This window comes from Pseudomonas sp. MH10, from assembly GCF_034353045.1.
In the GTDB taxonomy this organism is placed as follows: domain Bacteria; phylum Pseudomonadota; class Gammaproteobacteria; order Pseudomonadales; family Pseudomonadaceae; genus Aquipseudomonas.
The window spans coordinates 3,679,640-3,704,874 of sequence record NZ_CP133783.1; the positions used below are offsets into that span (position 1 = coordinate 3,679,640).

22 protein-coding genes are annotated in these 25,235 nt (G+C 57.0%); 11 read left to right on the forward strand and 11 right to left on the reverse strand.

What is annotated here, in order from left to right:
• The first annotated feature begins 97 nt into the window (after positions 1 to 97).
• From RHM59_RS16345 to RHM59_RS16385, 9 genes are all read left to right on the forward strand, one after another.
• The gene (locus tag RHM59_RS16345; RefSeq protein ID WP_322166922.1) at positions 98 to 1,405 is read left to right on the forward strand and encodes a CitMHS family transporter; all 1,308 of its coding nucleotides are present in this window, start codon (positions 98 to 100) and stop codon (positions 1,403 to 1,405) included.
• Between the two features lie 52 nt (positions 1,406 to 1,457).
• Positions 1,458 to 2,222, forward strand: coding sequence for a TerC family protein (locus RHM59_RS16350; RefSeq protein ID WP_322166921.1), 765 nt, complete (start codon positions 1,458 to 1,460; stop codon positions 2,220 to 2,222).
• Positions 2,223 to 2,462: 240 nt separating this feature from the next.
• Complete coding sequence (locus RHM59_RS16355; protein WP_322184455.1) at positions 2,463 to 4,115, forward strand: Na/Pi cotransporter family protein; 1,653 nt, start codon at positions 2,463 to 2,465, stop codon at positions 4,113 to 4,115.
• Between the two features lie 57 nt (positions 4,116 to 4,172).
• Positions 4,173 to 5,558: a pitrilysin family protein gene (locus tag RHM59_RS16360; protein ID WP_322224750.1), complete on the forward strand. Its 1,386-nt coding sequence runs from the start codon at positions 4,173 to 4,175 to the stop codon at positions 5,556 to 5,558.
• Positions 5,559 to 5,792: 234 nt separating this feature from the next.
• The gene (locus RHM59_RS16365) at positions 5,793 to 6,929 is read left to right on the forward strand and encodes a DUF5924 family protein (protein WP_322166918.1); all 1,137 of its coding nucleotides are present in this window, start codon (positions 5,793 to 5,795) and stop codon (positions 6,927 to 6,929) included.
• A gap of 11 nt (positions 6,930 to 6,940) precedes the next feature.
• Positions 6,941 to 8,086, forward strand: coding sequence for an ABC transporter permease (locus tag RHM59_RS16370; RefSeq protein ID WP_322184456.1), 1,146 nt, complete (start codon positions 6,941 to 6,943; stop codon positions 8,084 to 8,086).
• 17 nt (positions 8,087 to 8,103) lie between these two features.
• The gene (locus tag RHM59_RS16375; RefSeq protein ID WP_322171307.1) at positions 8,104 to 8,898 is read left to right on the forward strand and encodes an ABC transporter ATP-binding protein; all 795 of its coding nucleotides are present in this window, start codon (positions 8,104 to 8,106) and stop codon (positions 8,896 to 8,898) included.
• 2 nt (positions 8,899 to 8,900) lie between these two features.
• Positions 8,901 to 9,839 (forward strand): MlaD family protein, encoded by a 939-nt coding sequence (locus RHM59_RS16380; RefSeq protein WP_322166916.1) that lies wholly within the window; start codon positions 8,901 to 8,903, stop codon positions 9,837 to 9,839.
• Positions 9,836 to 10,480, forward strand: coding sequence for an ABC-type transport auxiliary lipoprotein family protein (locus tag RHM59_RS16385; protein ID WP_322224752.1), 645 nt, complete (start codon positions 9,836 to 9,838; stop codon positions 10,478 to 10,480). Before RHM59_RS16380 ends, RHM59_RS16385 begins: the two co-directional genes overlap by 4 nt.
• Here the strand turns inward: RHM59_RS16385 and RHM59_RS16390 are convergent.
• The 7 genes from RHM59_RS16390 to RHM59_RS16420 form a co-directional block, all read right to left on the reverse strand.
• A complete protein-coding gene (locus RHM59_RS16390; RefSeq protein WP_322166914.1) occupies positions 10,453 to 11,691 on the reverse strand; it encodes a nucleoside recognition domain-containing protein in 1,239 nt (412 codons plus the stop codon). The two genes, RHM59_RS16385 and RHM59_RS16390, sit on opposite strands and share 28 nt — an antisense overlap.
• Before the next feature lie 123 nt (positions 11,692 to 11,814).
• Positions 11,815 to 13,146, reverse strand: a complete 1,332-nt coding sequence (gltP, locus tag RHM59_RS16395; protein WP_322224754.1) for a glutamate/aspartate:proton symporter GltP — start codon at positions 13,144 to 13,146, stop codon at positions 11,815 to 11,817.
• Positions 13,147 to 13,730: 584 nt separating this feature from the next.
• Entirely contained in the window at positions 13,731 to 14,213 is a 483-nt protein-coding gene (locus RHM59_RS16400) for an inhibitor of vertebrate lysozyme family protein (RefSeq protein ID WP_416194740.1), read from the reverse strand.
• A gap of 4 nt (positions 14,214 to 14,217) precedes the next feature.
• On the reverse strand, positions 14,218 to 14,382 hold the full coding sequence (locus RHM59_RS16405; RefSeq protein WP_322166912.1) for a DUF1328 domain-containing protein: 165 nt from the start codon (positions 14,380 to 14,382) through the stop codon (positions 14,218 to 14,220).
• A gap of 60 nt (positions 14,383 to 14,442) precedes the next feature.
• Positions 14,443 to 14,724, reverse strand: a complete 282-nt coding sequence (locus tag RHM59_RS16410) for a hypothetical protein (protein ID WP_322224756.1) — start codon at positions 14,722 to 14,724, stop codon at positions 14,443 to 14,445.
• 223 nt (positions 14,725 to 14,947) lie between these two features.
• The gene (locus RHM59_RS16415) at positions 14,948 to 15,382 is read right to left on the reverse strand and encodes a PA2169 family four-helix-bundle protein (protein ID WP_322224758.1); all 435 of its coding nucleotides are present in this window, start codon (positions 15,380 to 15,382) and stop codon (positions 14,948 to 14,950) included.
• A gap of 79 nt (positions 15,383 to 15,461) precedes the next feature.
• Entirely contained in the window at positions 15,462 to 16,310 is an 849-nt protein-coding gene (locus RHM59_RS16420) for a BON domain-containing protein (protein ID WP_322224760.1), read from the reverse strand.
• Positions 16,311 to 16,540: 230 nt separating this feature from the next.
• On the opposite strand from RHM59_RS16420, the gene algB reads away from it, so the two are divergent.
• Together algB and RHM59_RS16430 are read left to right on the forward strand one after the other, a co-directional pair.
• Positions 16,541 to 17,887: a sigma-54-dependent response regulator transcription factor AlgB gene (gene algB / locus RHM59_RS16425; protein WP_322166908.1), complete on the forward strand. Its 1,347-nt coding sequence runs from the start codon at positions 16,541 to 16,543 to the stop codon at positions 17,885 to 17,887.
• A 10-nt stretch (positions 17,888 to 17,897) separates the two neighbouring features.
• Positions 17,898 to 19,685, forward strand: a complete 1,788-nt coding sequence (locus RHM59_RS16430; RefSeq protein WP_322184457.1) for a KinB sensor domain-containing domain — start codon at positions 17,898 to 17,900, stop codon at positions 19,683 to 19,685.
• A gap of 42 nt (positions 19,686 to 19,727) precedes the next feature.
• On the opposite strand, the gene RHM59_RS16435 is transcribed toward RHM59_RS16430, so the two are convergent.
• The 4 genes from RHM59_RS16435 to RHM59_RS16450 form a co-directional block, all read right to left on the reverse strand.
• Positions 19,728 to 21,341 (reverse strand): EAL domain-containing protein, encoded by a 1,614-nt coding sequence (locus RHM59_RS16435; protein WP_322184458.1) that lies wholly within the window; start codon positions 21,339 to 21,341, stop codon positions 19,728 to 19,730.
• 81 nt (positions 21,342 to 21,422) lie between these two features.
• On the reverse strand, positions 21,423 to 22,205 hold the full coding sequence (locus RHM59_RS16440) for an N-acetylmuramoyl-L-alanine amidase (protein ID WP_322184459.1): 783 nt from the start codon (positions 22,203 to 22,205) through the stop codon (positions 21,423 to 21,425).
• 108 nt (positions 22,206 to 22,313) lie between these two features.
• Positions 22,314 to 24,359 carry a diguanylate cyclase gene (locus RHM59_RS16445; RefSeq protein ID WP_322184460.1) on the reverse strand — a complete coding sequence of 682 codons (2,046 nt, stop codon included), beginning with the start codon at positions 24,357 to 24,359 and terminating at the stop codon, positions 22,314 to 22,316.
• Positions 24,356 to 25,234, reverse strand: coding sequence for an endonuclease/exonuclease/phosphatase family protein (locus tag RHM59_RS16450; RefSeq protein WP_322184461.1), 879 nt, complete (start codon positions 25,232 to 25,234; stop codon positions 24,356 to 24,358). The genes RHM59_RS16445 and RHM59_RS16450 overlap by 4 nt, the downstream gene beginning before the upstream one ends.
• Position 25,235 lies beyond the last annotated feature (1 nt).

The window sequence follows — 25,235 nt, forward strand, 5'->3', positions numbered from 1 at the left end:
GCCCATTCCCGCTCTTCATCCACGTGCAGCCCGCTCTGCGTTGATCTGATCCGCTCAATCCGCATTCCTCACGCCGCGCTGCACCTGGAGTATTTCTATGCTGACCTTCCTCGGCTTTGCCATGGTCGTCACGTTCATGTACCTGATCATGAGCAAACGCCTGTCCGCCCTGATCGCCCTGATTCTGGTTCCAATCGCGTTTGCCCTGTTAGGCGGTTTCGCCGCTGGCATCGGCCCCATGATGCTCGAAGGCATCACCAAACTTGCGCCCACCGGCGTGATGTTGATGTTCGCTATTTTGTATTTCGCGCTGATGATCGACTCCGGTCTGTTCGATCCAGCCGTGCGCCTGATCCTCAAACTGGTCAAAGGCGACCCGGTCAAGGTTTCCGTCGGCACCGCCGTTTTGGCACTGGTGGTGTCCCTCGACGGTGACGGTGCAACCACGTACATGATCTGCGTCGCGGCCATGCTCCCGCTGTACAGTCGCTTGGGCATGAGCCCGAGAATCATGGCGGGATTGATCATTCTGGCCGGCGGCGTGATGAACATGACGCCTTGGGGTGGCCCAACCGCACGCGCCGCCAGCGCCTTGCATGTCGACCCCTCCGCAATCTTCGTACCGATGATTCCGGCCATGCTGGTGGGCGTTATCGCGATCCTGCTGATCGCTTATGCCTATGGCAAACGTGAACGCGCTCGCTTGGGTGAGCTGCACCTGCCGGGCGAGGAAGGCGATCACAGTGAAATCAGCGTGTCACAGTTCCCCGAAGCGCGTCGGCCGAAACTGATCTGGTTCAACGGCGGACTCACTCTCGCGCTAATGGCTGCCTTGATCGCCGGCCTGCTGCCGTTGCCGGTTCTGTTCATGGTGGCATTCAGTATCGCGATGATCGTGAACTATCCATGCCTGCAAGCGCAAAAGGACCGCATCGCGGCCCACGCCGGTAGCGTTCTGGCGGTCGTTGGGCTGATCTTCGCCGCTGGGATCTTCACTGGCATTCTGTCGGGCACCGGGATGGTCAAGGCCATGTCCGAAAGCCTGTTGGCGGTCATCCCGGATGCCCTCGGCCCATACCTCGCGGTCATCACCGCGCTGGTCAGCATGCCGTTCACCTTCTTCATGTCCAACGATGCTTTTTACTACGGGGTGCTGCCTATTCTGGCCGAAGCCGCCAGCCATTACGGCATCACCCCCCTGGAAATGGCCCGCGCCTCAATCGTCGGTCAACCCGTGCATTTGCTGAGCCCACTGGTACCGTCGACCTATCTATTGGTGGCATTGGCGGGTATCGAATTCGGCGATCACCAACGGTTTACCCTGAAATGGGCGGTGCTGGTTTGTCTGTGCATAATGGTCGCCGCGCTGTTGATGGGAATATTTCCGTTCTACCGCAGTCTATGAAGCTGACGATTCACTCCCGGTAACCCGGGGATTAACCGCTTAAGGAATACCTATGGAATGGCTGATCAACCCCGAACTTTGGGTTGCCTTTTTCACCCTGACCGCCTTGGAGATCGTCCTCGGCATCGACAACATCATCATGATCGCGATTCTCGTCAGCCGTATGCCCAAACCCATGCAGCCACGGACGCGAATCTTCGGACTGGCACTGGCCATGGTTACCCGAATCTTGCTGCTGCTGTCGATCACCTGGGTTATGCGCCTGACCTCAGACTTGTTCGTGGTGTTCGGCCAAGGTATTTCCGGGCGGGATTTGATTCTGTTTTTCGGTGGTTTATTCCTGCTGTGGAAAAGCTCTCAAGAAATTTATCACGGCATGGAAGGGGAGGAAGAAGCTGCTAATGAGCCCAAAGGTAAAGGCGGTAAATTCCTGTACACCATCATCCAGATCGCGATTATCGACATCGTGTTCTCCCTCGACTCGGTGATTACAGCGGTCGGGATGGTGTCCTATGTGCCGGTCATGATCGCGGCCATCGTCGCGGCGGTGCTGGTGATGATGGCCTGTGCAGGCGTCATCAGTGACTTCATCGACAAGCACCCGTCATTGAAAATGTTGGCGCTGTCATTCCTGATGGTGGTGGGCGTAGTCTTGATCTGCGAAGCATTCGACGTGCATGTGCCCAAGGGTTACGTGTATTTCGCCATGGCCTTCTCGTTAGCGGTTGAAGCTATCAATATAAAAATGCGCACCACGATTGCAAAAAAGAAGGCCCCAAGCGAGCCGTTAAGAATGCGCAAAGACACCCTGGGCTAGTCAATAGCAGCTCACGCCACAGAAACGCGCAGATCGCGTGCCCCGGTTCTCTGGCATTTCAATTCTCTGATTTATGACAGTTTTGTTTCACGACGCCATTGCGTATGCGATGCTTGGCGTTAAGGCCATTAGCCGACTAAAGCTTAGGGGAGCGTTAGACGTCTCAAAGATACCATCGCGCTTGCCTCTCGCTGCACTTCTCATTCTCACCCCGTTCGGGTGACCTCAGGGGGCCTGTATATGCTGACCCTGCTCGATTTGTTGTCCGCTGTTGCCTTGCTGATTTGGGGCACGCACATCGTCCGTACCGGCATCCTGCGCGTGTATGGCTCACAGTTACGCCGTGTCCTCAGCCAGAACATGTCCAAGCGACCGCTGGCGTTCATCGCCGGTATTGTGGTTACGGCACTGGTCCAGAGCAGTAACGCCACCGCCATGCTGGTGACTTCGTTCGTTGGCCAGCGGTTGATGGCCTTGACCCCGGCCCTGGCGATCATGCTGGGCGCCGATGTCGGTACGGCGTTGATGGCGCGAGTGCTGACTTTCGACTTGTCTTGGCTGTCGCCGCTGCTGATTTTCCTCGGCGTCATCCTGTTTCTGTCGCGCAAGCAAACACGCGCCGGGCAGCTCGGCAGAGTCGGCATCGGCCTTGGGCTGATTATTCTGGCGCTGCAATTGATCGTTACTTCGGCAGCGCCGATTACCCACGCAGCCGGGGTCAAAGTGCTGTTCGCCTCGCTGACTGGCGACATCATGCTCGACGCCCTTATCGGCGCGATGTTCGCATTGATTTCCTATTCCAGCCTCGCCGCCGTGCTGTTGACAGCCACTCTCGCGGGTTCTGAGATCATCAGTCTGCCCGTGGCGATTGGTCTGGTCATCGGCGCGAATATCGGCAGCGGTCTATTGGCGTTCTTGAGCACCAGCATGCAGAACGTTGCCGGACGGCAAGTCGCACTGGGTAGCCTGTTGTACAAACTGATTGGCCTGCTGCTGATTATTCCGATCTTGAGCCCGTTGGTGGCATGGATGGATACGCTGGATTTCAGTCCGCAAAGTCTGGTGATCAGCTTCCACGTGTCCTACAACACCTTGCGTTGCCTAGTGATGCTGCCCAGTGTGGGTCCGATGGCTCGCCTGTGCGCATGGTTATTACCTGAACGCCCGGAAACCAGCGGGGTAGCAAAACCCCGTCACTTGGATGCCACAGCGCTGGCAACCCCAAGCTTGGCTCTGGCCAATGCCGTGCGCGAAACCCTGCGTTTGGGCGATTTGGTCGAAAGCATGCTCACGGCCATGCAGGAAGTGCTGCGCGGTACACAAACCGCCGTTACCGCACAAATGCGCAGCCTCAACGATGATACCGAAGCGCTCTACAACGCGATCAAACTCTATCTGGCGCAGATGCCACGCGAAGACTTGAGCGAGCACGACAGCCGACGTTGGGCGGAGATCATCGAGCTGGCGATCAACCTAAAACTGGCCAGCGACCTGATCGAGCGCATGCTGCGTAAAGTGCAGCAGCAGAAGACTTCCCAGCGGCGCTCATTCTCCGAAGTCGGCTTGGAAGAATTAACCGGGCTACACAGCCAGTTACTTTTGAATTTGCGCCTGGGTTTGTCGGTATTCGTCAGCGCCGACCCTGAAAGCGCTCGGCAATTGCTGCGTGAAAAACGGCGTTTCCGCGCGCAGGAGCGGCGTTTGGCGCACGCCCATGTCAGTCGTCTGCAACGCAAAGTGGTACAGAGCCTGGAAACCAGCTCACTGCATTTGGAATTGATCGCGGACATGAAACGGCTCAACTCATTGTTCTGCAGCAGCGCCTACGCCGTGCTTGAAACGTCAGACACGGGGGCCTTGTCCAGCGACGCTGAGATAGAACAGCCGCTGTGAACGACTCAAGGGCGGGGAAGTCTGTTAAACATGTCGGCCCGCAAGGAAGTTCGTTTTATGCGCAGCCTGTTGTTTGTCTGTCTTTTGTTGAGTTCGGCCGCTTCGATGGCCCTGGACCGCTTTCAGGTCGAGGGCTACCAATTGGCCAACGGCCTGCAAGTACTGCTCAAACCAGGTAATGAAAAAGGCCATGTCGCCATTCGCCTGGTGGTCGGCGTTGGTTTCGATGACTTTGCCTGCAACGATAAAGAGCTTCCGCATTTGCTTGAGCACCTTCTGTTCAGCGGCACGGATGATCGCGGCGAAGGCGGGCTTGAGGAGCGCATGCAAGCGTTGGGCGGTGAATGGAACGCCTTCACCAGCAACTCTGATACCACCTTCGTTATCGAAGCGCCTGCCCGGAATCAGCGGCAAGTGCTCGATCTGCTGCTGGACATCTTGACCCACAGCCGCATCAATCAAGACTCGCTGAACGCCGCCAAGGGCATCGTCGAACACGAAGACGGCGGCCACTATTCACACCTGCAACGCTGGCTCGATCACAAAGACTTGGGTCATAGCGCGAGCAAGCAGTTAGCGGTTGAACTCGGACTTAAATGCGCCGAGCGGCCCGACATCGAATCGCTCACCCTAGAGCAGGTCGAAAAAGTCCGCAGCAGTTGGTACGCCGCCAACAATATGACCCTGATTGTCGTCGGCGATCTTGATCGTCTTTTGCCGGCTTACCTGGAACGCACGTATAGCCAGCTCAGCGCAATTGAGCCAGGCGACCATCCACCCCTCGCTGCAATCAGCCACTCGGCGCAAGCCGAACGCACGTTGACCAAGGGCTGGCTAGGTGAGGGCGCCCGTGTGCATTGGTATTTCCCTGAGCCAATACTTGCGCAGCAGCATGATGAAACCTACGAGTTACTTCAGGACTACCTCGACTGGTCGCTCTACAGCATGTTGCGGTTGAAGGACGGGCTTTCCTACGGCCCCTGGAGCGAGCGCGAGGTCTTTGGCGACACCGGGTTCATGAGTTTGAACGCAGACCTTGACCGCGATGATGTACAGCAGGCCGAGATGGCCATGCATGATTTGACGGTGCGCCTGCAAAAAGATGGCCTCGACCCGGCAATCTTCGCCCGCCTACGACAAGTGGCCATCGATAAGCTGGCGTGGGCGGCCCAAGGCAACAGTGCATTGGCCGATTATTATTGGGGGTCGCTGAGTGATTACGAAAACGGTCACTTTGCCGACCCGGCCCCTCAGATCAAAGCGGTCAGCCTCGACACCGCCAATCAGGCCCTGCGCGGATTACTGGCACAGCCGGGTTATCTGCGGATCGAAAAGCCGCTGCTCAATTACGACGAGTTGTATGGCGTGATCGCCGGGGTCGTTGCGCTGTTGCTGCTGGCAGTGGCGTGGGTTTACCGCAAACGTAAGCGCCGAAACGATTGAAGCTATCGTGAATGAATTCGCGTCCCACCGTGATCTGTGCTGTGCATAAATTCTCTGTAGATACCAACTTGTTGGCGAGGCGTTGTGCCAGACACACCGTATCAAGCCTTTTCGCCAACAAGTTGGCTCTCAGATTCGTTCGCGAAGAGCCATCATTGCGCATCTATCTGACCATTAACCGAGCAGCGTTGTATTCTGTCGGGGATTTTTCCTACACATACAGCGAAATGCCGAATGCCCGATTGGAATCGCTACGTAGTCCTCGTGCTAGACCTGATGAAGCGCTATCCAGGTGTGATTGCGTTTTTCGGTTTTGTATCGGGCATCAGCAGTTTCATTCTTGTTGATCGCCAAGAAGGTCTGGCGACGTGGATCGCCACGATCATGCTGGTCAGTTGGGTGTGGCTGATGCTGGAAAACAGCGTGACGAAGCTGTTCACGCGCATTTTCAAACGCCAGATTCCAGAGCCGTTGCTGCGCTATGGCACGCAGATGATCCATCAGGAAAGTCTGTTTTTCGTCCTACCGTTTTTTTTCATCACCACCACCTGGAACAGCGGCCAGCTGGTGTTTACCAGCCTGTTGGGCGCCGCAGCGCTGATCTCGATCACCGATCCGCTGTACTACAAATGGCTGGCTTCCAGGCGTTGGTTGTACTTGGCCTTTCACACCCTAACGTTATTCGCGGCGCTGCTTACAGCGCTGCCGGTAATCTTGCACCTGACGACGTCCGAGAGTTACAAGCTGTCGCTGGGTATTGCCATGCTGCTGTCGTTTCCCAGCTTGGCCTCGAGCTTTCCCATCAATAACTGGCGGCGCATCCCGCTGCTGCTGGCAGTCACACTGGCCATCGGCGGCGCCGGTTGGTTGCTGCGCTCGTGGGTACCGCCAGCGACGCTATGGATGACTGAAGTAGCCGTCAGCACTGATTTCGATAATCAGAACCGCACTCCCGGCGATAGCGTGGAAGAAGTCAGCGCCAGCCAGGTGCGCAAAGGCGGCCTCTACGCCTACACCGCGATCAATGCGCCACGCGGATTGGACGAACGGATTTATCATGTCTGGCAACACGAAGGCCAGGAAGTGGATCGCATCCCGCTGGACATCCACGGCGGGCGTAAAGAAGGCTATCGCGCCTGGACCCACAAGCAGCATTTCCCAGATGATTCAGTTGGTAGCTGGCAGGTAAGGGTGGAGACTGAAGACGGCCAATTGATCGGCGTCTTACGGTTTGTAGTTACCGCCGCAGACCAACCTACGGTGACCGAGCCCATCGACGATCCCATCGGCGTCAAACCCGAAGCGGACGATGACGATACAGACCCAGACTCGTCGGACTCAACGTCTTCCACCCCAGGGCAAACCCCCTAAGCTCGGAGCTTATGACCTTACCTTCTGTGGCCGGCAGCGCCTCCATGAACATCGCCAGCAGCCCCGTGAGCCTGCGGATAGCCGGTGATTGGACGCTTGCGCATTATCGCGACCTCAAGCGGCAGATGGGCAACGTAACGGGTCAGTATGGCGTCAATACGCCGGTGGACCTGTCCGACCTCGGCGCGTTGGATACCGCTGGCGCTTCTTTGTTGGTGGAGATGATCGGCTGCGACCGGCTGGGGCTATTGGCGGTTAGCGCGCCGGGGCTGTCCACCGCCAGCCGGGCCTTGCTGCAAACCATTCAAACGGCATTGCACGACTACTGCGAACCGATCAAAGAACCGGAAGAAGCCGTCGGTATGCAGTTGCTGCTGCGGATCGGCAGGGCGGTGGATACGATCTGGATCGACACCCTGCAATTACTCGGCTTCATCGGCCTGATTCTGCAAACCCTGTTGTTCAACTTCCCCCGCCCGAGGCGCTGGCGGTTCACGTCGGTTATCTCCCACATCGAACAAACCGGGCTCGATGCGGCGCCCATCGTCGCCTTGCTTACGTTTCTGGTGGGCGCCGTGGTTGCGTTTCTCGGCGCCACCGTATTGAAAAGCTTCGGCGCCAGCATCTTCACCGTGGACTTGGTCGCGTTCTCGTTCTTGCGCGAATTCGGTGTGTTGCTGACAGCCATCCTGATGGCCGGGCGCACCGCTAGCGCCTTCACCGCACAGATCGGCTCGATGAAAGCCAACGAAGAAATCGACGCGATTCGCACCCTTGGCCTGAGCCCGGTGGAGTTGTTGGTCGTACCGCGAATCCTTGCACTGCTGATCTCGCTGCCGATTTTGACCTTCGTGGCGATGATTTCCGGAATCATCGGCGGCGGCGTGGTGTGCGCCGTAGCCCTGGATATTTCACCGGCCTTGTTCCTCTCGCTGCTGCAAAGCGACATCGGCGTGCAGCACTTTTTGGTGGGCATGATTAAAGCGCCGATTTTCGCCTTTTTGATCGCCGCCATTGGCTGCCTCGAAGGTTTCAAAGTCAGCGGCAGTGCCGAATCTGTTGGCGCTCACACCACGTCCAGCGTGGTGCAATCGATCTTTGTGGTCATTGTGCTGGATGCACTGGCCGCACTGTTTTACATGGAGATGGGTTGGTGACCGCTATTACGACGTCCATACCGACCAAGCAGCGGCAAGCCGTGATCGAAGTACATGGCCTGTGCAACCAGTTCGGCAGCCAAAGCGTGCATGAAAACCTTGATCTGGAGTTGTTCCGGGGGGAAATCCTGGCGGTGGTGGGCGGTTCTGGCAGCGGGAAGTCTGTGTTAATGCGAAGCATCATTGGGCTTCGTCGGCCGGATGCTGGAACGATCCGCGTCTTGGGCCAAGACCTGCAGCATCTGTCCGAGAAAAACCGATCACTGCTTGAACGGCGATTCGGCGTGCTGTTCCAGAAAGGCGCGCTGTTTTCCTCGCTGACCGTGACCGAGAACGTCGCGCTGCCGTTAATCGAGCACGCCAAACTGACCCGAGAAGAAGCCGAGCACCTAGCCGGGATGAAACTTGCCCTGGCCGGTTTGCCGCTGTCGGCCGCTCATAAATACCCGGCGTCTTTGTCCGGCGGCATGATCAAACGCGCTGCGCTGGCCCGGGCATTGGCGTTGGACCCAGACATTCTGTTCCTTGACGAGCCCACCGCCGGCCTCGATCCCATTGGCGCGGCTGCATTTGATCAACTGATCCTTACCCTGCGCGACGCGTTGGGCCTGAGTGTATTTCTGGTCACCCACGATCTGGACACGCTGTACACGATTACCGACCGCGTCGCGGTATTGGCGCAAAAGCGCGTATTGGTGGCCGATCAAATTAATAAGGTCGCGGCGACGCCAGACGCCTGGATTCACGAATATTTCCACGGCCCACGCGGTCGGGCGGCGTTCTCAGCCGCCACATACCCCAAGGAGGTCTGAGGATGGAAACCCGAGCCCATCACGTATTGATCGGCCTGTTCACCGTAATCGTGGTCGCTGCGGCACTGCTGTTTGGGCTGTGGCTGGCCAAATCCAGTGTCGACACCGCGTTCAAGGACTACGAGGTCATTTTTAACGAGGCCGTCAGCGGTTTGTCTCGCGGCAGTGCCGTGCAATACAGCGGGATCAAGGTGGGCGACGTCGTGCAATTGCGCCTGGACCCCGAGGACCCACGGCGGGTGCTGGCGCAAATTCGGATTGCGGGTGAAACCCCCATCAAAGAAGACACCATGGCCAAGCTGGCCCTGACCGGGATCACCGGCACCTCGATCATTCAACTCAGCGGCGGCACCCCGCAAAGTCCATCGCTGATCGGCGTCTTCGGCAAACTGCCGGTGATCATCGCGTCGCCTTCGCCTATCTCTCGCTTGCTGAACGACACGGGCGACTTGATGACCGGGATCAATCAACTGCTGCACAACGCCAATCAAATGTTCTCCAACGATAACGTCCAAAGCCTGACATTGACTCTGGAACACATGGAACAGGCCACCCGCGTGGTCGCCGACGAGCGCGAAGATATCCGCCAGTCGCTCAAACAGCTGACGCTGATCAGCAAACAGGCAAGCGCCACCCTGGAGCAAACCTCGTCACTGATGCGCGGCGCCAACGAGATGCTCAACAGCGACGGCAAGCAGCTGTTTGCCAGCGCCCAGTTGGCCATGAAGTCCATCGAGCAAAGCAGCGCCACCATCAACAACCTGCTTAAAAATAACCATGACGCACTGAACGGCGGCATGCAGGGGCTTGGCGAACTGGGCCCGGCGGTAAGAGAGCTGCGCGACACCTTGACCTCATTCCGCTCGATTTCCCGTCGCCTCGAGGCCAACCCCAGCGGATACCTGCTGGGCACCGAAAAAAACAAGGAGTTTGAGCCATGAGGCTTGCCCGTCATTCGCTGCGCCTGATGGCCGTTGCCGGGGCGTTGTTGCTGTCGGCGGGCTGCTCGATCCTGCCGAAAGCTGAACCCACTGATGTCTATCGCCTGAGCACGGCGCAACCCGCTGCACAGACGGCTCAAGGTTCGCCGGTTCCATGGTCGCTGCGGATAGTTCGGCCCAGAGCCAGCGAAATGCTCGACAGCCCACGGATCGCCGTCGTGCCGCAGGGTAATTTGATTAGCAACTACAAAGGCGCACGGTGGAGCGATCCCGCGCCGGTGGCGTTGCGCAATCGGCTACTCGACGCCTTCTACCGCGACGGTCGCGTGCAGTCGTTGAGCACCGATGACAGCAATCTCCAAGCGGACTTTGAACTGAGTGCAGAGCTACAGGCGTTTCAAAGTGAGTACCACGGCGACGCCATCGAAGTGGTGATTCGTCTCGACGCACGCTTGGCCGCAGACAATCAGCGCATCGTCGCCAGCCACCGGTTTGAAGTTCACCAGGCGGTCAGCGACAAACAAGTGCCTTCAATCGTGGCGGGATTCGGCAAGGCCAGCGACACCCTGGCGGCGCAGCTGCTGCAATGGACCGTTGAGCAAGGCCAAAAGCATTACGCCACGTTACCGAAAAACCAATAGCAGACGAGGATGGCCGCGACGACACCCGACAGCTCTGCCAGCAATGCGCAGCCGACGGCGTGTCGGGCGCGCTGAATGCCCACAGAGCCGAAGTACACCGCCAGCACGTAAAACGTGGTTTCGGTGCTGCCTTGAATGACGGCCGCCACCAACGCCGGAAAGCTGTCGACGCCTTGGTTCTTCATGGTTTCTATCAACAGGGCGCGGGCGGCGCTGCCGGAGAACGGTTTGACCATGGCCGTCGGCAGGGCATCAACAAAGCGGGTGTCCATTCCCGCCCATTGCACCAGATGCCGGATGCCATCCAAGCCAAAATCCAGTGCTCCGGACGCCCGTAACACGCCCACCGCACAGAGCATCGCGACCAGATAGGGCAGCAGGTTCTTGGCGACATCAAAGCCTTCTTTTGCGCCTTCGACAAACGCTTCGTAAACCTTCACCTTCCTGAACGCGGCGATCAGCAAAAAAGTCATGATCAAGCCGAACAGCGTCAGGTTGCCGAGGATCGACGACAAGCTGGCCAACGCCGTGGCCGAAAGGCCGGCCAGCAGGGTCATGAAGGCGCCCAGTGCGAATGCCCCCGGAATCAGGTACGCGAGCACCACCGGGTCCCACAGGCGCAAGCGCTGCATGAACGCCACCGAGAGCAACCCGACCAAGCTTGACGCGCTGGTTGCCAGCAGGATCGGCAGAAATACCAACGTCGGGTCGACAGCGCCTTGTTGCGCGCGGTACATAAAGATCGTCACCGGCATGAGCGTCAGCGACGATGCATTGAGTACCAGAAATAGAATCTGCGCATTGCTGGCGGTGGTAGGACTCGGGTTCAACTCTTGCAGCGAACGCATGGCCTTGAGGCCAATCGGTGTTGCCGCGTTATCCAGGCCAAGGGCATTGGCAGCAAAGTTAAGAGTGATCAGGCCCAACGCAGGATGACCCTTTGGCACCCCAGGCATAAGCCGCAAGAACAACGGGCCAAGGGCCTTCGCCAACCAATCGACGATCCCGGCTTTTTCGGCAATCCGCAAAAAGCCCAGCCACAACGTGAGGGTGCCGAACAGCAGCAGCATCACATCCACCGACAGCTTGGCCATGGCGAAAATACTTTCAACCATCGCGGCAAAAATTCCGGCGTTCCCGCCGATCAGCCATTGCGCCAGCGCCGACACCGCCGCCACCACAAAAAAGCCAAGCCATAGGCCGTTAAGCATCAGAAAGTCCCTCAGAAGATGCGGCGATGATAGCGGTGAGCAGGTTCGACGACAAACAAACAGGGGATTTTTGATTTGAAAAACCCCGGCAATCCGGGGTTTGTTTTTGCAGCAACTCGGCCTTCAGTCAGCGACTGACTCACCCACTGGCAGCGGCGTTCTGCTGCGCCAGTGTGGGAGGGAGTTCCAGTAGGCTTCGCCCTTGACGTCGTCGTACATACCTTCCCAGCGTGAAATCACCAGCACGGCCAAGGCATTGCCAATCACGTTCAGCGCCGTACGGGCCATGTCCATGATGCGGTCGACACCGGCGATGAACGCTAGGCCTTCCAGCGGAATTCCGGCGCTGCCCAAGGTTGCCAAGAGCACCACGAAGGACACACCCGGCACGCCCGCGATACCTTTGGAGGTGACCATCAATGTCAGCACCAACATGATCTGCTGGCCGACGGACAGGTCAATTCCATACAGCTGAGCAATAAAGATCGCGGCAATGCTTTGGTACAACGTCGAGCCGTCGAGGTTGAACGAGTAACCGGTGGGCACCACGAAGCTGCAAATGGCTTTCGGTGCGCCGTAGGCTTCCATCTTTTCGATGACCCGTGGCAACACGGTTTCGGAACTGGCAGTGGAGTAGGCCAGCACCAGTTCGTCTTTGAAGATGCGCATCAGCCTGATCACCGAGAAGCCGAACAGGCGGGCAATGGTACCCAGCACGACGAAGGCGAAAAACGCGATGGCGAAGTAAACCAGAATGACCAGTTTGGCCAACGGCAACAATGAGGCAAACCCGAAGTTAGCGACGGTCACCGCAATCAAAGCGAAAACCCCGATGGGGGCGTAACCCATGATCATGTGCGTGACTTTGAACATGCTTTCCGACACGCCCTGGAACATCGTCACCAGCGGCTCACGCAGCTCCGGTTTCAAGCTGGAAAGACCAAGCCCGAACAATACCGAGAAGAAGATGATCGGCAGCATGTCGCCGCGAGCAATGGCGGCAAAGATGTTTGACGGGATCAGGTTGAGGATCGTTTGGATGAACGCATGTTCATGCTGAACCTCAGCGGCGGTCTCCTGATACTTGGAGATATCGACGGTGCCCAAGGTACTCAAGTCGATTCCCGTACCTGGATGAAACACGTTCGCCAACACCAGACCGACCAGGATCGCGATGGTCGTGACCACTTCAAAATACAAGATGGTCTTAAGACCGATACGGCCCAGCTTCTTCGCATCGCCAACGCCGGCAATCCCGACGATCAACGAAGACACCACGATGGGTATGACAATCATCTTGATCAGACGGATGAAGATGTCACCCGCGGGTTGCAGCACGTTGCCGATCCACCAGGCCTTTTCCGCACTGAAGTGGTTAAGCACGGCGCCGATAGCAATCCCCAAGACCAAACCAATGAGAATTTGCCAGGCGAGGCTTAGCTTTGCCTTCTTCATATTCTTACCCTTATATCCAGTAGAAGGTCGCCGCGAGCGAGCATCCCGGCTCTGTTGCACGCGAAAAAAGGCGCAACTATTCCCACGCTGAGACATGGCGTCTAATGCCGTAAACGCCTACCTCATGCCGAATCGGCATGATCAATGGGAATACTCTGACGGAGGCCGCCTGCAAAATCGCGCAAAAAAAAGACGTGATATGGCTCGCGAGCGGCCTATTACGTCGTATCCAGCGCAAGGGGAGAGGCTATAAAAGAAATATGTGTTGAAAGTCAGAGGGTCATTCGGTCTATGGCGACAACGAATGAAAACGCAGAATTCTCGATAAATGGTCGCGCGAAGATGGTTCGCAAGCCCGGCGAATCCATTTCTGAATCAATATCACGGGCTTGCGCTACGTCTCCACCCTGACCCGGCCCAAATCAATGGAAATACTCTCTGTATTCCTAGGTCGCTCCGATCCAACTTCAATCAAAACAACCCGGCCCCATGGTCATGCGCTCGCCTTCATCGGGCCGCGCAGTCACCAAGAAGTCGCGCGCTCGAGCGCCAACTTCTTCAAATCAGTACGAGCATGCCAACACTCAATACCACTTCGGATCTTTCTTCAACTGCTCCATCAATACCGCCTGCATATCTTTGTCAGGTTTGCCGAGAAAGCGATAGTCAGCGTGTCGGGTGGGCGACTTGTCAGCGGGCAAGCCTGCTGGAACTTGCACCCACAGTGCATACGCGGATTTCTTATCGAAACTAACTGCAACGATAAGACGGTTGTTCAAACAATTGTCAGCGGTCTCACACAACGGTCCGACCAAATACTTATCGCCATGCTCGGTAACTGCAGACATGGGATCGGACGCGCCAGAGAGGTTAATCACCCAGTCAGGGAGTCGCTCCTCTTTTTTCACCACGCCCATCCATGCCTGACGATAGTCAGGTGAGGAACTCAAAAGGTCGCTGACCCGCGTTTGTCCGTCATTAGACGCCACCGCCAACGCACTGCCGCTTAAGCAAATGGCAGCCGCAAGAGTCTGCCAGGACCGTGTCCGCAAAGGCCTGCTCAGCATGTCTTCAACCCCGACCGCGGCGGCCAAAGATGAACGAGGCTACAAACAGCACCAAGAACACGACGAACAAGATCTTCGCGATGCCTGTCGCGGTGCCAGCAATACCACCAAAGCCCAAAACTGCGGCAACAATAGCAATAATCAGGAATGTAACAGCCCAACTCAACATGATGACTCTCCTTATCTTTCGTTGTTTTTCGTTTTACTGGATATGCAATCGGACTCGGCTTTAAAACACCCAAGACTGTGTTTGAGTCCTGTCAATCTGTGGCGCAGTCGCTTGAGTAGCCCGCAGACTCAGAACTGCTTCTCTCGACGCCGGCGCACTGACGGTTGAATAAGACTGCGCAGTAGGAAATTGGTGGCGGACCTGCACTGCGTATTGATGATTGTCCCAACGCTGAACATGCTGGCCGACAACTAACGTAACGAGGAGGGCGAGGCTGGCAAACAAGCCCTGCTGGATATGCAGAGGCGAAATACGCAATTGAGCGATACGCTGGCTGGTCATCCTGAGTCTCCTCCACCTGAGTGGCTTTTCTTGTTCGGTGAGCGCGGTGCTCAACCTGATATCTAAGCTACTGCAGTCTGTGTGCCAGGTCTTTACATGAAATTTTATTTATACAGATCAACGAGTTAGGCAATAAAACAAAATACGACGGCGAGCATCCTGCACGATGCCCAAACCCTCATCGTGCGTTATGCACGACCGCCCAGGGTCGCCGCCATTAGGTTCAATGCGAGTCGCGTTTGAGGTTCCGCATCCGGTCATGCGCGGCTCTCACTTGCGGTAGTTTTTCGGCAGCTACCGCCTGGACCTTGGGGTCCTGACTTTGCAGTGCATCTTCGAACGCATGAAGGATGCGGTCCTCGGCTTCTTCCAATTGCTCAACGTATGTATAGCTCTCATCGCTTGATAGCGTGGCTTTAGTGTCGGCATACATCTGGCGCATCTTGCCGAGCAAGGTTCCACCGTCTGCAGGCTTTTCATTTTCGGTTGCAACTTCCACCGAAAGCGCTCTGATTACCTCATTTTTTGCCTGGGCCATATCTAAAAACAGTGCTTTGAAACGTGGGTCTTTGACTTCGTCTGCGGCATGCTCGTAGAAGCGTTGGCCGTCTCGGGTAATTTCGATCAGTTCGTTAAGTTGTGCATAGGTATCGCTCATGATGTATCTCCATTAGTGGGTACAAAGAACCTTGAAAGTACAAACCACCGTGCATTTTTCCGGGGTCTCGAGCACCGGTTTAACTCGCCGAAGCGGTGACAACTTTTAATGCATCTGCGTCTACACCCCGGACGCCACGAATATTGCGGGTGATTTCCACAGCTAGCTGTTTTTCAGCGTAATTGGCGACGACACCATCAAGGCTGACCATGCCGCTTTTGGTGTCGACCTTGATATTGATGCCATCCAGGTTGCGGCTATAGATCAAACTGGATTTCACCTTGCTCGTGATCCACAGATCGCTAATCGCCTCTCCGGCACTCGTGGAGCCCGGCTGCACCTTGGGCGCAGAAGGGGCGGTGGCGCTGAGGCTAATCAGGTTATTAACTTGGGTAACCCCATCGGTATTGCTGGCCAGACTGCCAGCAAGAAGCTTGGCGTCAGCGCTCTGCGCTTGCCCCTTAAGCGTGACCATGCCGGCCTTACTGTCTACTTGAATATTCAGGCCTTCGGTCACGCTGTTCCAGAGCAGCTTGGACTTCACCGTGGCGGCCAACGTGGCGTCTTCGAAATGCTGAGCAATAGTCGCTTTAGTGCCCGGCTCGGCGGCGACCGATGGATCGATTTCCAGTTGGTTGTCGACCTTATCGATGCCTTTAACGTCCAGGGCTATTTGCTCAGCCAATTCACGGTCGACTTTATTTTCGACTTTGCCTTTGAGCATCGCGGTACCTTGCTCAACACTCACGTCGATTTTGAACGGGCTCAGGTGCCGGTTAAGCGCAAATGCAGTCCAGATCGATCCCTCTTGCCGAGCCTCAGTAAGTTGACTGGCTAAGTCTTCTTGGGCCGCGTGTGCAGCCATAGGTGCCAGTCCCAGCACTGCACTTGTCGCAGTGGCCAGGGCAATCTTCTTGAGCAGGTGCATAAAACGAATCTCCATCAAGCAGGCGCGGGTCGTTTTTGACGACAGTGACGCAAGATTCGCAAGTGCCGTGCCAGTCTCTTTTAAGACAAAAAATCCATACATATCAATTGAGTAACTCAAAGGCCATTACAGGACTACCATGCAAGGCGCGGAATCAATCAGAATTGACCATGCAACTTGCCCGATATTTCCGGGACTAACCAAGATCATTCATAACGGAGCGTAGGAATATGGACACAGCCACTGATCATCAGGGCCGTATTCTTTTAGTGGATGACGAATCCGCGATCCTTCGCACCTTCCGCTATTGCCTGGAAGATGAGGGTTATACCGTCGCCACCGCTAGCAGCGCGGCCCAGGCAGAAACGCTGCTTCAGCGTCAGGTATTCGACCTCTGCTTTCTTGATTTACGCCTGGGTGAAGACAACGGCCTGGATGTGCTGGCACAAATGCGGATTCAAGCACCGTGGATGCGGGTCGTGATTGTGACGGCCCACTCGGCGGTTGATACGGCGGTGGACGCTATTCAGGCGGGCGCCGCCGATTATCTGGTCAAACCGTGTAGCCCTGATCAATTGCGCCTGGCCACTGCCAAGCAGTTGGAAGTTCGTCAGCTATCAGCTCGCCTTGAGGCGCTGGAAGGTGAAGTTCGCAAACCTAAAGATGGCCTGGACTCGCACAGTCCGTCGATGATGGCCGTTCTGGAAACTGCTCGTCAGGTGGCCAATACCGACGCCAACATCCTGATTCTCGGCGAATCCGGCACTGGTAAAGGCGAGTTGGCTCGAGCCATTCATGGCTGGAGTAAACGCGCCAAGAAATCCTGCGTCACGATCAACTGCCCGTCGCTGACAGCTGAGCTGATGGAAAGTGAGTTGTTTGGCCACAGCAGGGGGGCGTTTACCGGGGCTAGCGAAAGCACTCTTGGCCGCGTCAATCAAGCCGACGCAGGCACTTTGTTTCTGGATGAAATCGGCGATTTCCCGTTGACCTTGCAGCCAAAACTGCTGCGCTTCATTCAGGACAAGGAATATGAACGCGTTGGCGACCCTGTGACCCGCCGCGCCGACGTTCGTATTCTCGCCGCCACCAATCTGAATCTCGAAGACATGGTGCGCGATGGCCGTTTTCGCGAAGATCTGCTGTATCGCTTGAACGTCATCACCCTACATCTGCCGCCATTGCGCGAGCGCAGCGAAGACATCCTGACCCTGGCGGATCGTTTTCTGGCTCGCTTCGTCAAGGAATACGCGCGTCCCGCTCGCGGGTTCAGCGAAGAAGCTCGGTCCGCTCTGCTTAACTATCGATGGCCAGGCAACATTCGGGAACTGCGAAACGTTATCGAGCGCGCCAGCATCATTTGCCCGCAAGAGCGAGTCGAAATAAGTCATTTGGGGATGGCCGAGCAACCCACCAACAACGCACCCCGCGTCGGCGCGGCGATGAGCCTGGACGAGTTGGAAAAGGCCCACATTGGCGCCGTTCTCGCCACCAGTGACACCCTTGACCAAGCGGCGAAAACCTTGGGCATCGACGCTTCGACGCTTTATCGCAAACGCAAGCAATACAACTTATGAATCGCGACTCATGAAGTTCGCCATGAAGTTGCGTACTCGCCTGTTCCTGAGCATTTCGGCGCTGATGACCGTTGCGCTGTTGGGGCTGCTACTTGGGCTTGTCAGCGTCATGCAGATGGCCAAATCCCAAGAATCGCTGATTCAACACAACTTCATTTCCTTGGACCTGAGCCTGAAGCTACGTCAGAACTTGGGCGATCAATTGATTCTGATGCTCGAGACGCCGCCTGACCGGCAGGCCATTGGCCAAACGCAGCAAGAGTTCAGGGAACTGCTGGCCCAAGGCGTTGAACACGATGCGCAAGATAATGTGCAAAACGGCTTCGTCCAAGCCCGTGCCGATTATCAACAGTTCCTGGGGGACTTCGACCAGCTTCAAGCACAACCCGCCACGCTGCACGATAACCTCATGCTCACAAACAGCTTCAAGGCGTTGCGCGGCACATTGATCAGCGCGCATAAGCAGGCGCTGGACAATATTAGCCGGACACAAAACACCGCTCGGGAACGAGCACTCTGGGTGGCGGGCCTGTTGGGGTTGGTGGGTATAGCGGTGCTGTGTATTGGTTTTATTACTGCCCACGGTATCGCCCGACGTTTCGGCGCGCCCATCGAAGCGTTGGCCAAAGCCGCCGATAATATTGGCCAAGGCAACTTCGAGGTCACGCTACCGATCTCGTCGGCTGCGGAAATGAACCTGCTGACCCGGCGATTCGGAATCATGGCGCAAGCATTGCGCCAACATCAGGCAACCAACATCGACGAGCTGCTTGCAGGTCAGCAGCGATTGCAGGCCGTGCTGGACAGCATCGATGACGGCTTGCTGATGATCGACCGGCAAGGTCGCCTGGAGCACCTTAACCCGGTAGCCCAGCGCCAATTGGGTTGGGACGAAAACCGCCTCGGTCAGGGACTGGGCGAAGCCTTGCAGCGCCCGGAACTGGACGAACAGCTGTATCTGACCCTTCGTGGTGCCAACCTTGAACGGGCGCCTGAAGACTTGGCTATTGAGGTGGATGGTGAATCCAGGCTGTTGACCTACAGCCTGACACCCGTGAGCCATACCAAGGGAAATATCCTGGGTGCAGTGATGGTGTTGCACGACGTGACAGAACAGCGTGCGTTCGAGCGGGTCAGGGCCGAGTTTGTACTGCGCGCCTCCCACGAACTCCGAACCCCGGTGACCGGCATGCACATGGCGTTCGGCCTGTTTCAGGAACGCGTGCATTTTGCGCCAGAATCCCGCGAAGCGGACCTGCTCAATACGGTCAATGAAGAGATGCAGCGCTTGATGCAGTTGATCAACGACTTGCTGAACTTCTCCCGCTACCAGAATGGTTTGCAAAAACTAAGCTTGGCGCCCTGTGCCATTGAGGATTTGCTTGCCCACGCCCGCGAACGTTTCAATCAGCAAGCCGATGATCAAAACATTGTGCTGCTTGTAGAAATCCAGGAGCCCTTGCCACGCTTGCACGCTGACCAAGCGCAGCTGGAGCGGGTGCTGGATAACCTGCTGGATAATGCATTGCGTCACACCCCCGAGAACGGACTGATCCGGCTGCAGGCCAGACGCCATGGCGAACGGGTTATTGTCAGCGTCGAAGACAACGGGGAAGGCATCGCTTACGGGCAGCAAGGCCGGATATTTGAACCCTTCGTTCAAGTCGGGCGCAAAAAAGGTGGGGCAGGATTGGGCTTGGCATTGTGCAAGGAGATCGTGCAACTGCACGGCGGGCGGATGGGCGTCTATTCAAGACCGGGGCAGGGCACCCAGTTCTATATGGCGCTGCCGTTGTAGCTGATTTTCTGTAGATGCCAACAGGTTCGATGCGTGATCGAGTCAGGCTTCGTCATCAATACGGCGGTTAACGGTGCGTCTGCCGCCGGTGACCAACTCCGTCAGCTTCGCCGCAGTCAATGGTCGTGCGAACAGCCAGCCTTGGCCGTAGCTCACGCCTTCACTGCTGAGCAATACGGCTTGCGCTTCATATTCGATTCCTTCGGCAATGACTCGCAATTCCAGCGCGTGGGCCATGCGGATGATGTGTGGCGCGACACCGCTGCTGGCCGCGTCGTGACCCAACGCATCGATAAACGCCTTGTCGATTTTCAAACAGTCGACCGGCAAGGTCTGCAGATACGCGAGGCTGCAATAGCCGGTACCGAAATCGTCGATCAACACTTGGTGGCCCACATCGCGCAGTGCTTGCAGATGATTTCGCGCGACCACCACGTCGATCAGGCCCCGCTCTGTCACCTCGAAGGCTATCTGCCGTGGAGATACGCGGTGCTGAGCCAGCAGTCTTGCCGTCACCCGACCAATACGAGGCGCCATGACGTCACAAGCCGCCAAGTTCACGGAGATATAAAGGTGTGGGTTGGCGCGGAGCAGATGGCCTAATTGTTCCAGTAACTGTTGAAGCACGAAATCGGTGATTTGCCGTATTTGTCCGGTGTTTTCTGCCAACGGGATGAACAGATCCGGGCTGGTCAGGCTGCCATCAGGGCGTCGCCATCGCACCAGTGCTTCAGCGCCAACACATCGGCGACTTTTCAGGTCAAAGATCGGCTGGTACAGCACCTGTAGCTCGCCACGGCGCAACGCACCTTGAAGCTCACCGCCCAGCGATTGGCGCTGACGCATCAATTGCAGCACCAATATGCCGACGCAAAACGAAACCAACAAGCTGGCCGGGGCTAAGAACCACCAAGCGCCACTCAACTGCTGTCCAAGCGCGGTACGCGGCGTGATAAGCACCAACTGATACTCGGGGCTTTGCGTTGGCATGCGATAGATCAGCTGTGTGGCGGTCGTGACCAGGGTTCCCACGGTAGCCGATGACCAGTCCGGTGTTGGCGGCCACAGTTGGGCGGGGCCTAAAACGGGAATGGCCTTGGCGCCCTTATCGAGCACTACCAAAAGGCTGCCGCCCTCGGGCAAATCAACCACATCGGTCAGGTGTCCACGAGACGTCGACACCCGGAAATCGCCGCGCCCCAACATTAGCGCCGCCAAGTTGTCGTTTGGCTGAGCGGAGGTGTTGAGCCAATAATCATAGGTCGGACCACGGATGTCGGGAGGACGTGGGCGATTGAGTTCCGTGCGCTGCGGCCAACTGGAACAGGCTTGGCCGCCACCCACGAAAGCCGCCTCATAAATGAATCGATAGCTGACGCTGACCTGGCGCAAGGTTTCAAGCATCGATGGTCCGCAGCTGCGTAACGGCTGTGCTTCCAACTGATCAAGTCCTTCGCGTAGCTGACCGAATAACTGTTCCAGGCGCACCAGAAAGCGGTCGCCTTGAGCATTCATTTGCTCGCGCTCATCCTGCCGGGCCTGGTTAAGCGTCAACCCCAAGCTGCCACCCAACAAAAGGGCAGCACTCAAGGTGGCTGCTAGCAAGGCCAGCAGCCAGGGACGAGAGCTCGCGATGCGTGCTGCAGCCGTGGCCATCAATGGTTATCCGGAGGAATACCAGTGAGGTATAGCAACAAGTCAGGAAATAGCCCGCCCTATCAGACGGGCCGAGCGTATTTAATTCTGATGGTTTAACACTTGGAGAATAGCTGCGCTTTGCACATCCGGCTGTCCATCAAAGCGCTCGGGTCGGTAGTGCATCTGAAAGGCAGCAACGACGCGACGTGTAGCGGTATCGAGCTCTCCCGTTTGTGGCGTCGCGTATCCCAGCTGGGCCAATTGCTGCTGGAACCAACTGACGCTCGGCAGATTATTCATCATGAATGCCTGGCGTTGAGCAACGGCCTGAGCGTTCGGCCAGATGCCTAATCCTTCATCTGCCAGACGCTTCCATGGAAACAAAGGACCCGGATCGAGTTTGCGCTGCGGCGCGATGTCACTGTGGCCAATGACGTGTCGAGGGTCGATGTGATTGCGTTTTAGGATGTCTTTGAGCAGCAGCGACAACGCCTGAATTTGCGCTTCGCTGTAGGGGTACCAGACTCGCCCCGTAGGCAAGTCGCGATAACCGGGGTTGACGATTTCGATACCAATCGAGCTGGAATTGAGCCACGTACGGCCTTCCCATTCGCTATCGCCGGCATGCCAGGCTCGAAGGTTTTCATCCACCAGCTTGTAGACCACAGGGTACTGCTCGTCACCGATCAAGTAGTGGCTGCTGACCTCGCCATGGGTCAACAACGCCAACGAGCGCTCCAGCGGCGCGGTTGTGTAATGCACGATGACAAACTGGGCCCGACTGTCGAAATTGGCTGATGGATGATTAGTGTCCAGCCTTAGACCGCTCGTGCTGCAGGCGGTCAGGAGAAGGAGCATTACCAACGAGGTGAGCAATTTCATGGCAGGTCAGAACACTTAGGAAAGTAACGCAATAGCATAACGGAATGCGGGAAAAGCGCTGTGCTAAAGCCAGAATTGAAATATCCGCTCATCAAATCGATTGGGCCGTCAGCCTTGTTCAATCCGATTGCGGCCTTCGTTCTTGGCCCGATACAGCGCCTGGTCCGCCCGCTGGATAACCGACTCACTGCGCTCACCCACCCGGAACGCCGTGATCCCCATCGACAGCGTGATGGTCACCGGCTCGCCTTTGAAGTGGAACGGACACGCCTCGACCGCCATGCGCAGCTTATCCAGCAGCACCATGCCCTCGCGCATGGACGTGTCAGGGATCAGCAAGACAAATTCTTCGCCGCCAAATCTCGCGATGAAGTCACCGGGGCGTAGGCGCTTGCGCAATTCGTTGGCAATTATTTTGAGTACCTTGTCGCCCGCGAGGTGGCCGTAGTTGTCGTTGATCCGCTTGAAGTGATCGAGGTCGAGCATGCTCAACAGCAGCTTATTTCCGTTTTTCTGCCACAGACCGATTTCATGTTCAAGGCGCTCACTCCAGGCGGCGCGATTGGGTAGCGTCGTGAGCGGGTCAATCAAGGCTTTTTGGCGCTGCTCTTCGAGGTGTACCCGAAACCCTTGAGCCTCTTGCTCCATGCTCGCCACCCGAGTTGCCAAGCCCTGCAAGCGTGACGCGATCTCCTGTTCGCGCTGATCGTGGTGCTGTTGATGCTGATCCATGGTACCGAGCAAGCCTTCTAAACGATTTTCCAGCACCTGTTTGAGGCCGGGCAAATCGGTGGCTTCTTGCATGCTGCTTTGCAAGCCGCCGACTTGCTCGCGCAATTCGCTCTGCATACCCCGGGTAACAGAGCGGCCATCGGCATGGTCATCGCTGGCGGCTTGCAGGTTGCTCTGGAAAGACTCCAGCCGCTCATTAAGCTGCTTGAGGTACACCTCGAAATCGTGCTGGCCGCTGTCGTTGATCGCCAACATCAATACGGCGAGATCGTCGAGAATCGGTAGTAGTTCGTACCAGTTCAGCCCCTTTTCAAGACGTGTCCGCATCGCCATGGCTTGGGGGCGGTGGTGCTCCGGCAGCGTCAAATCATCCAACAGGCCCAACAGCGTTTCTTCGATATGGGCCGCCACCGAGCTGTAACTGGGCTCGGGAGACGAGGGCAAATCGTAAGTGGCATCCTGCGCTATAACCGTGTGATCAGGGTCGGACGAGGCCTCAAGTTGCACCTCTTGAGGCCGTTCTTCGGGCGGCACACTCGGGGTTGTTGCTTCTGGCTCAGCAACCGAGGTTACGGTTACCGGCTCGACCGGCTCCGGTACTGCAAGCGGCGCTTCAGTAGCCATAGCGTCCACGGCAGCGGGTGTTTCAATTGGCTTAGTTGGCTCAGTTAAAACCACCGGATCTTCGACGACAACGGGAGGCGCAACCGCAAGCGTCACTTCGGGCGTTGGCGTTGGCGCTGGGGTTGAGAGCGGCGTAACGACCGCTTTGGTTTCAACCGGGGTCTGAATAGCGTGAGGCGCGTCGACGACTGCCTCTGACTTCGCGACAGGCTCTTGAGCGGGTTCAACGGATGTTTCTGGGTGCGCTTCCGTGCCAGCGTTGGCGGCTTCGCGCGACCCGAACAGCCGCTGCAAGAGCCCTGGTCGAGCGGACTCGTCAGCGTCAGTCTTTTCCAGAAGCGTCAGTGCCTGACCTTGTAAGCCGCTCAACTCATCGAGCAGCAGCGGCAGCTCCCGCGCTTGAGAAACCCGGTCGTCCAATTGCTTGGCGAATGCCTTGAGCGGGCGGCTAACTTCTCGCGGTAACGGCAAGCGTTGCAGCTGAGTGACTAACGCGTTCAGGGCAGTGCCCATCTGACCGACCCGGGTCTCACGACGCTGCTCCGAATCAAGTACCGCTTTTTCTAAACGCGGGATCAGCGCGGCAAGGCCGGCATCCATATCGTCGCGACGGACGATTTCACGCATTTCCTTCATGCACTCATCGACTGCTCGATCAGTGCCCTCGGCCGCCAGACTGCTGCGCACCAGACCTCGGCGCAACAAGTCGAGCCGAGCGTTCCAACGAACCTGAAGCGTGTCTTGTTGCTCGATGCTCTTGAGGTATTTTTCTTTCCAGCGCGTAGCTTCATCGCTCATGCAAGAGTTCCGCGAGGAGGCGTGCTGAGAACAGGCAGCGCATCGGTGTTCAAAGAGAGGGGCAACCGAATCTCAACCGCGACGGGCAAATGGTCGGAGATGGGTTGAGCTAAAACTTGCACCCGTTCAAGGGTCAGGGTGGGGCTGAGCAAAATATGATCCAGACAACGCTGCGGACGCCAACTGGGGAAGGTCGCCTCGATCTGCGGCGCTAATAACCCGAGATCACGCAGCGGAGAGTTTTCCAACAAATCGATAGCATGGGTGTTCATGTCACCCATCAACACTTGGTGGCGATAATCGCCAATCAAGTTGCGAATATATGACAATTGGAGAGTACGCGCACGCGCGCCCAATGCCAGGTGCATCATCACCACCACCAACGCGTCAGGACCTTCACCGAACCGAACCAGAATCGCACCGCGTCCAGTCGGGCCCGGTAACGGATGGTCTTCAATTGCCCACGGACGCAAGCGACTGAGTACGCCGTTGCTGTGCTGACCAAACCGGCCGAGGTTGCGATTGAGTTGTTGATACCAGTAAGGGAAGGCGCCCAGTTGGGCAAGGTGTTCGACTTGATTGACGTAACCGGAGCGCAGGCTGCCGCCGTCGACTTCCTGCAACGCGACCAGATCAAAGTCGCCCAGCAGATCACCAATCTTTTGCAGATTACCGGCTCGCCCGGTGTGCGGCAGCAAATGCTGCCACCCACGGGTTAGATAATGCCGATATCGCTCGGTACTGATACCGACCTGAATGTTGAAGCTAAGCAAGCGCAACCGACCATCGGCCGGTAAACCGCTTGCTTGCAGGTGGTGCTCGTTGATGTTCGCATCAGGCCGACCAACGACGCGTTCCGTGCCCCAGCGTCGCATG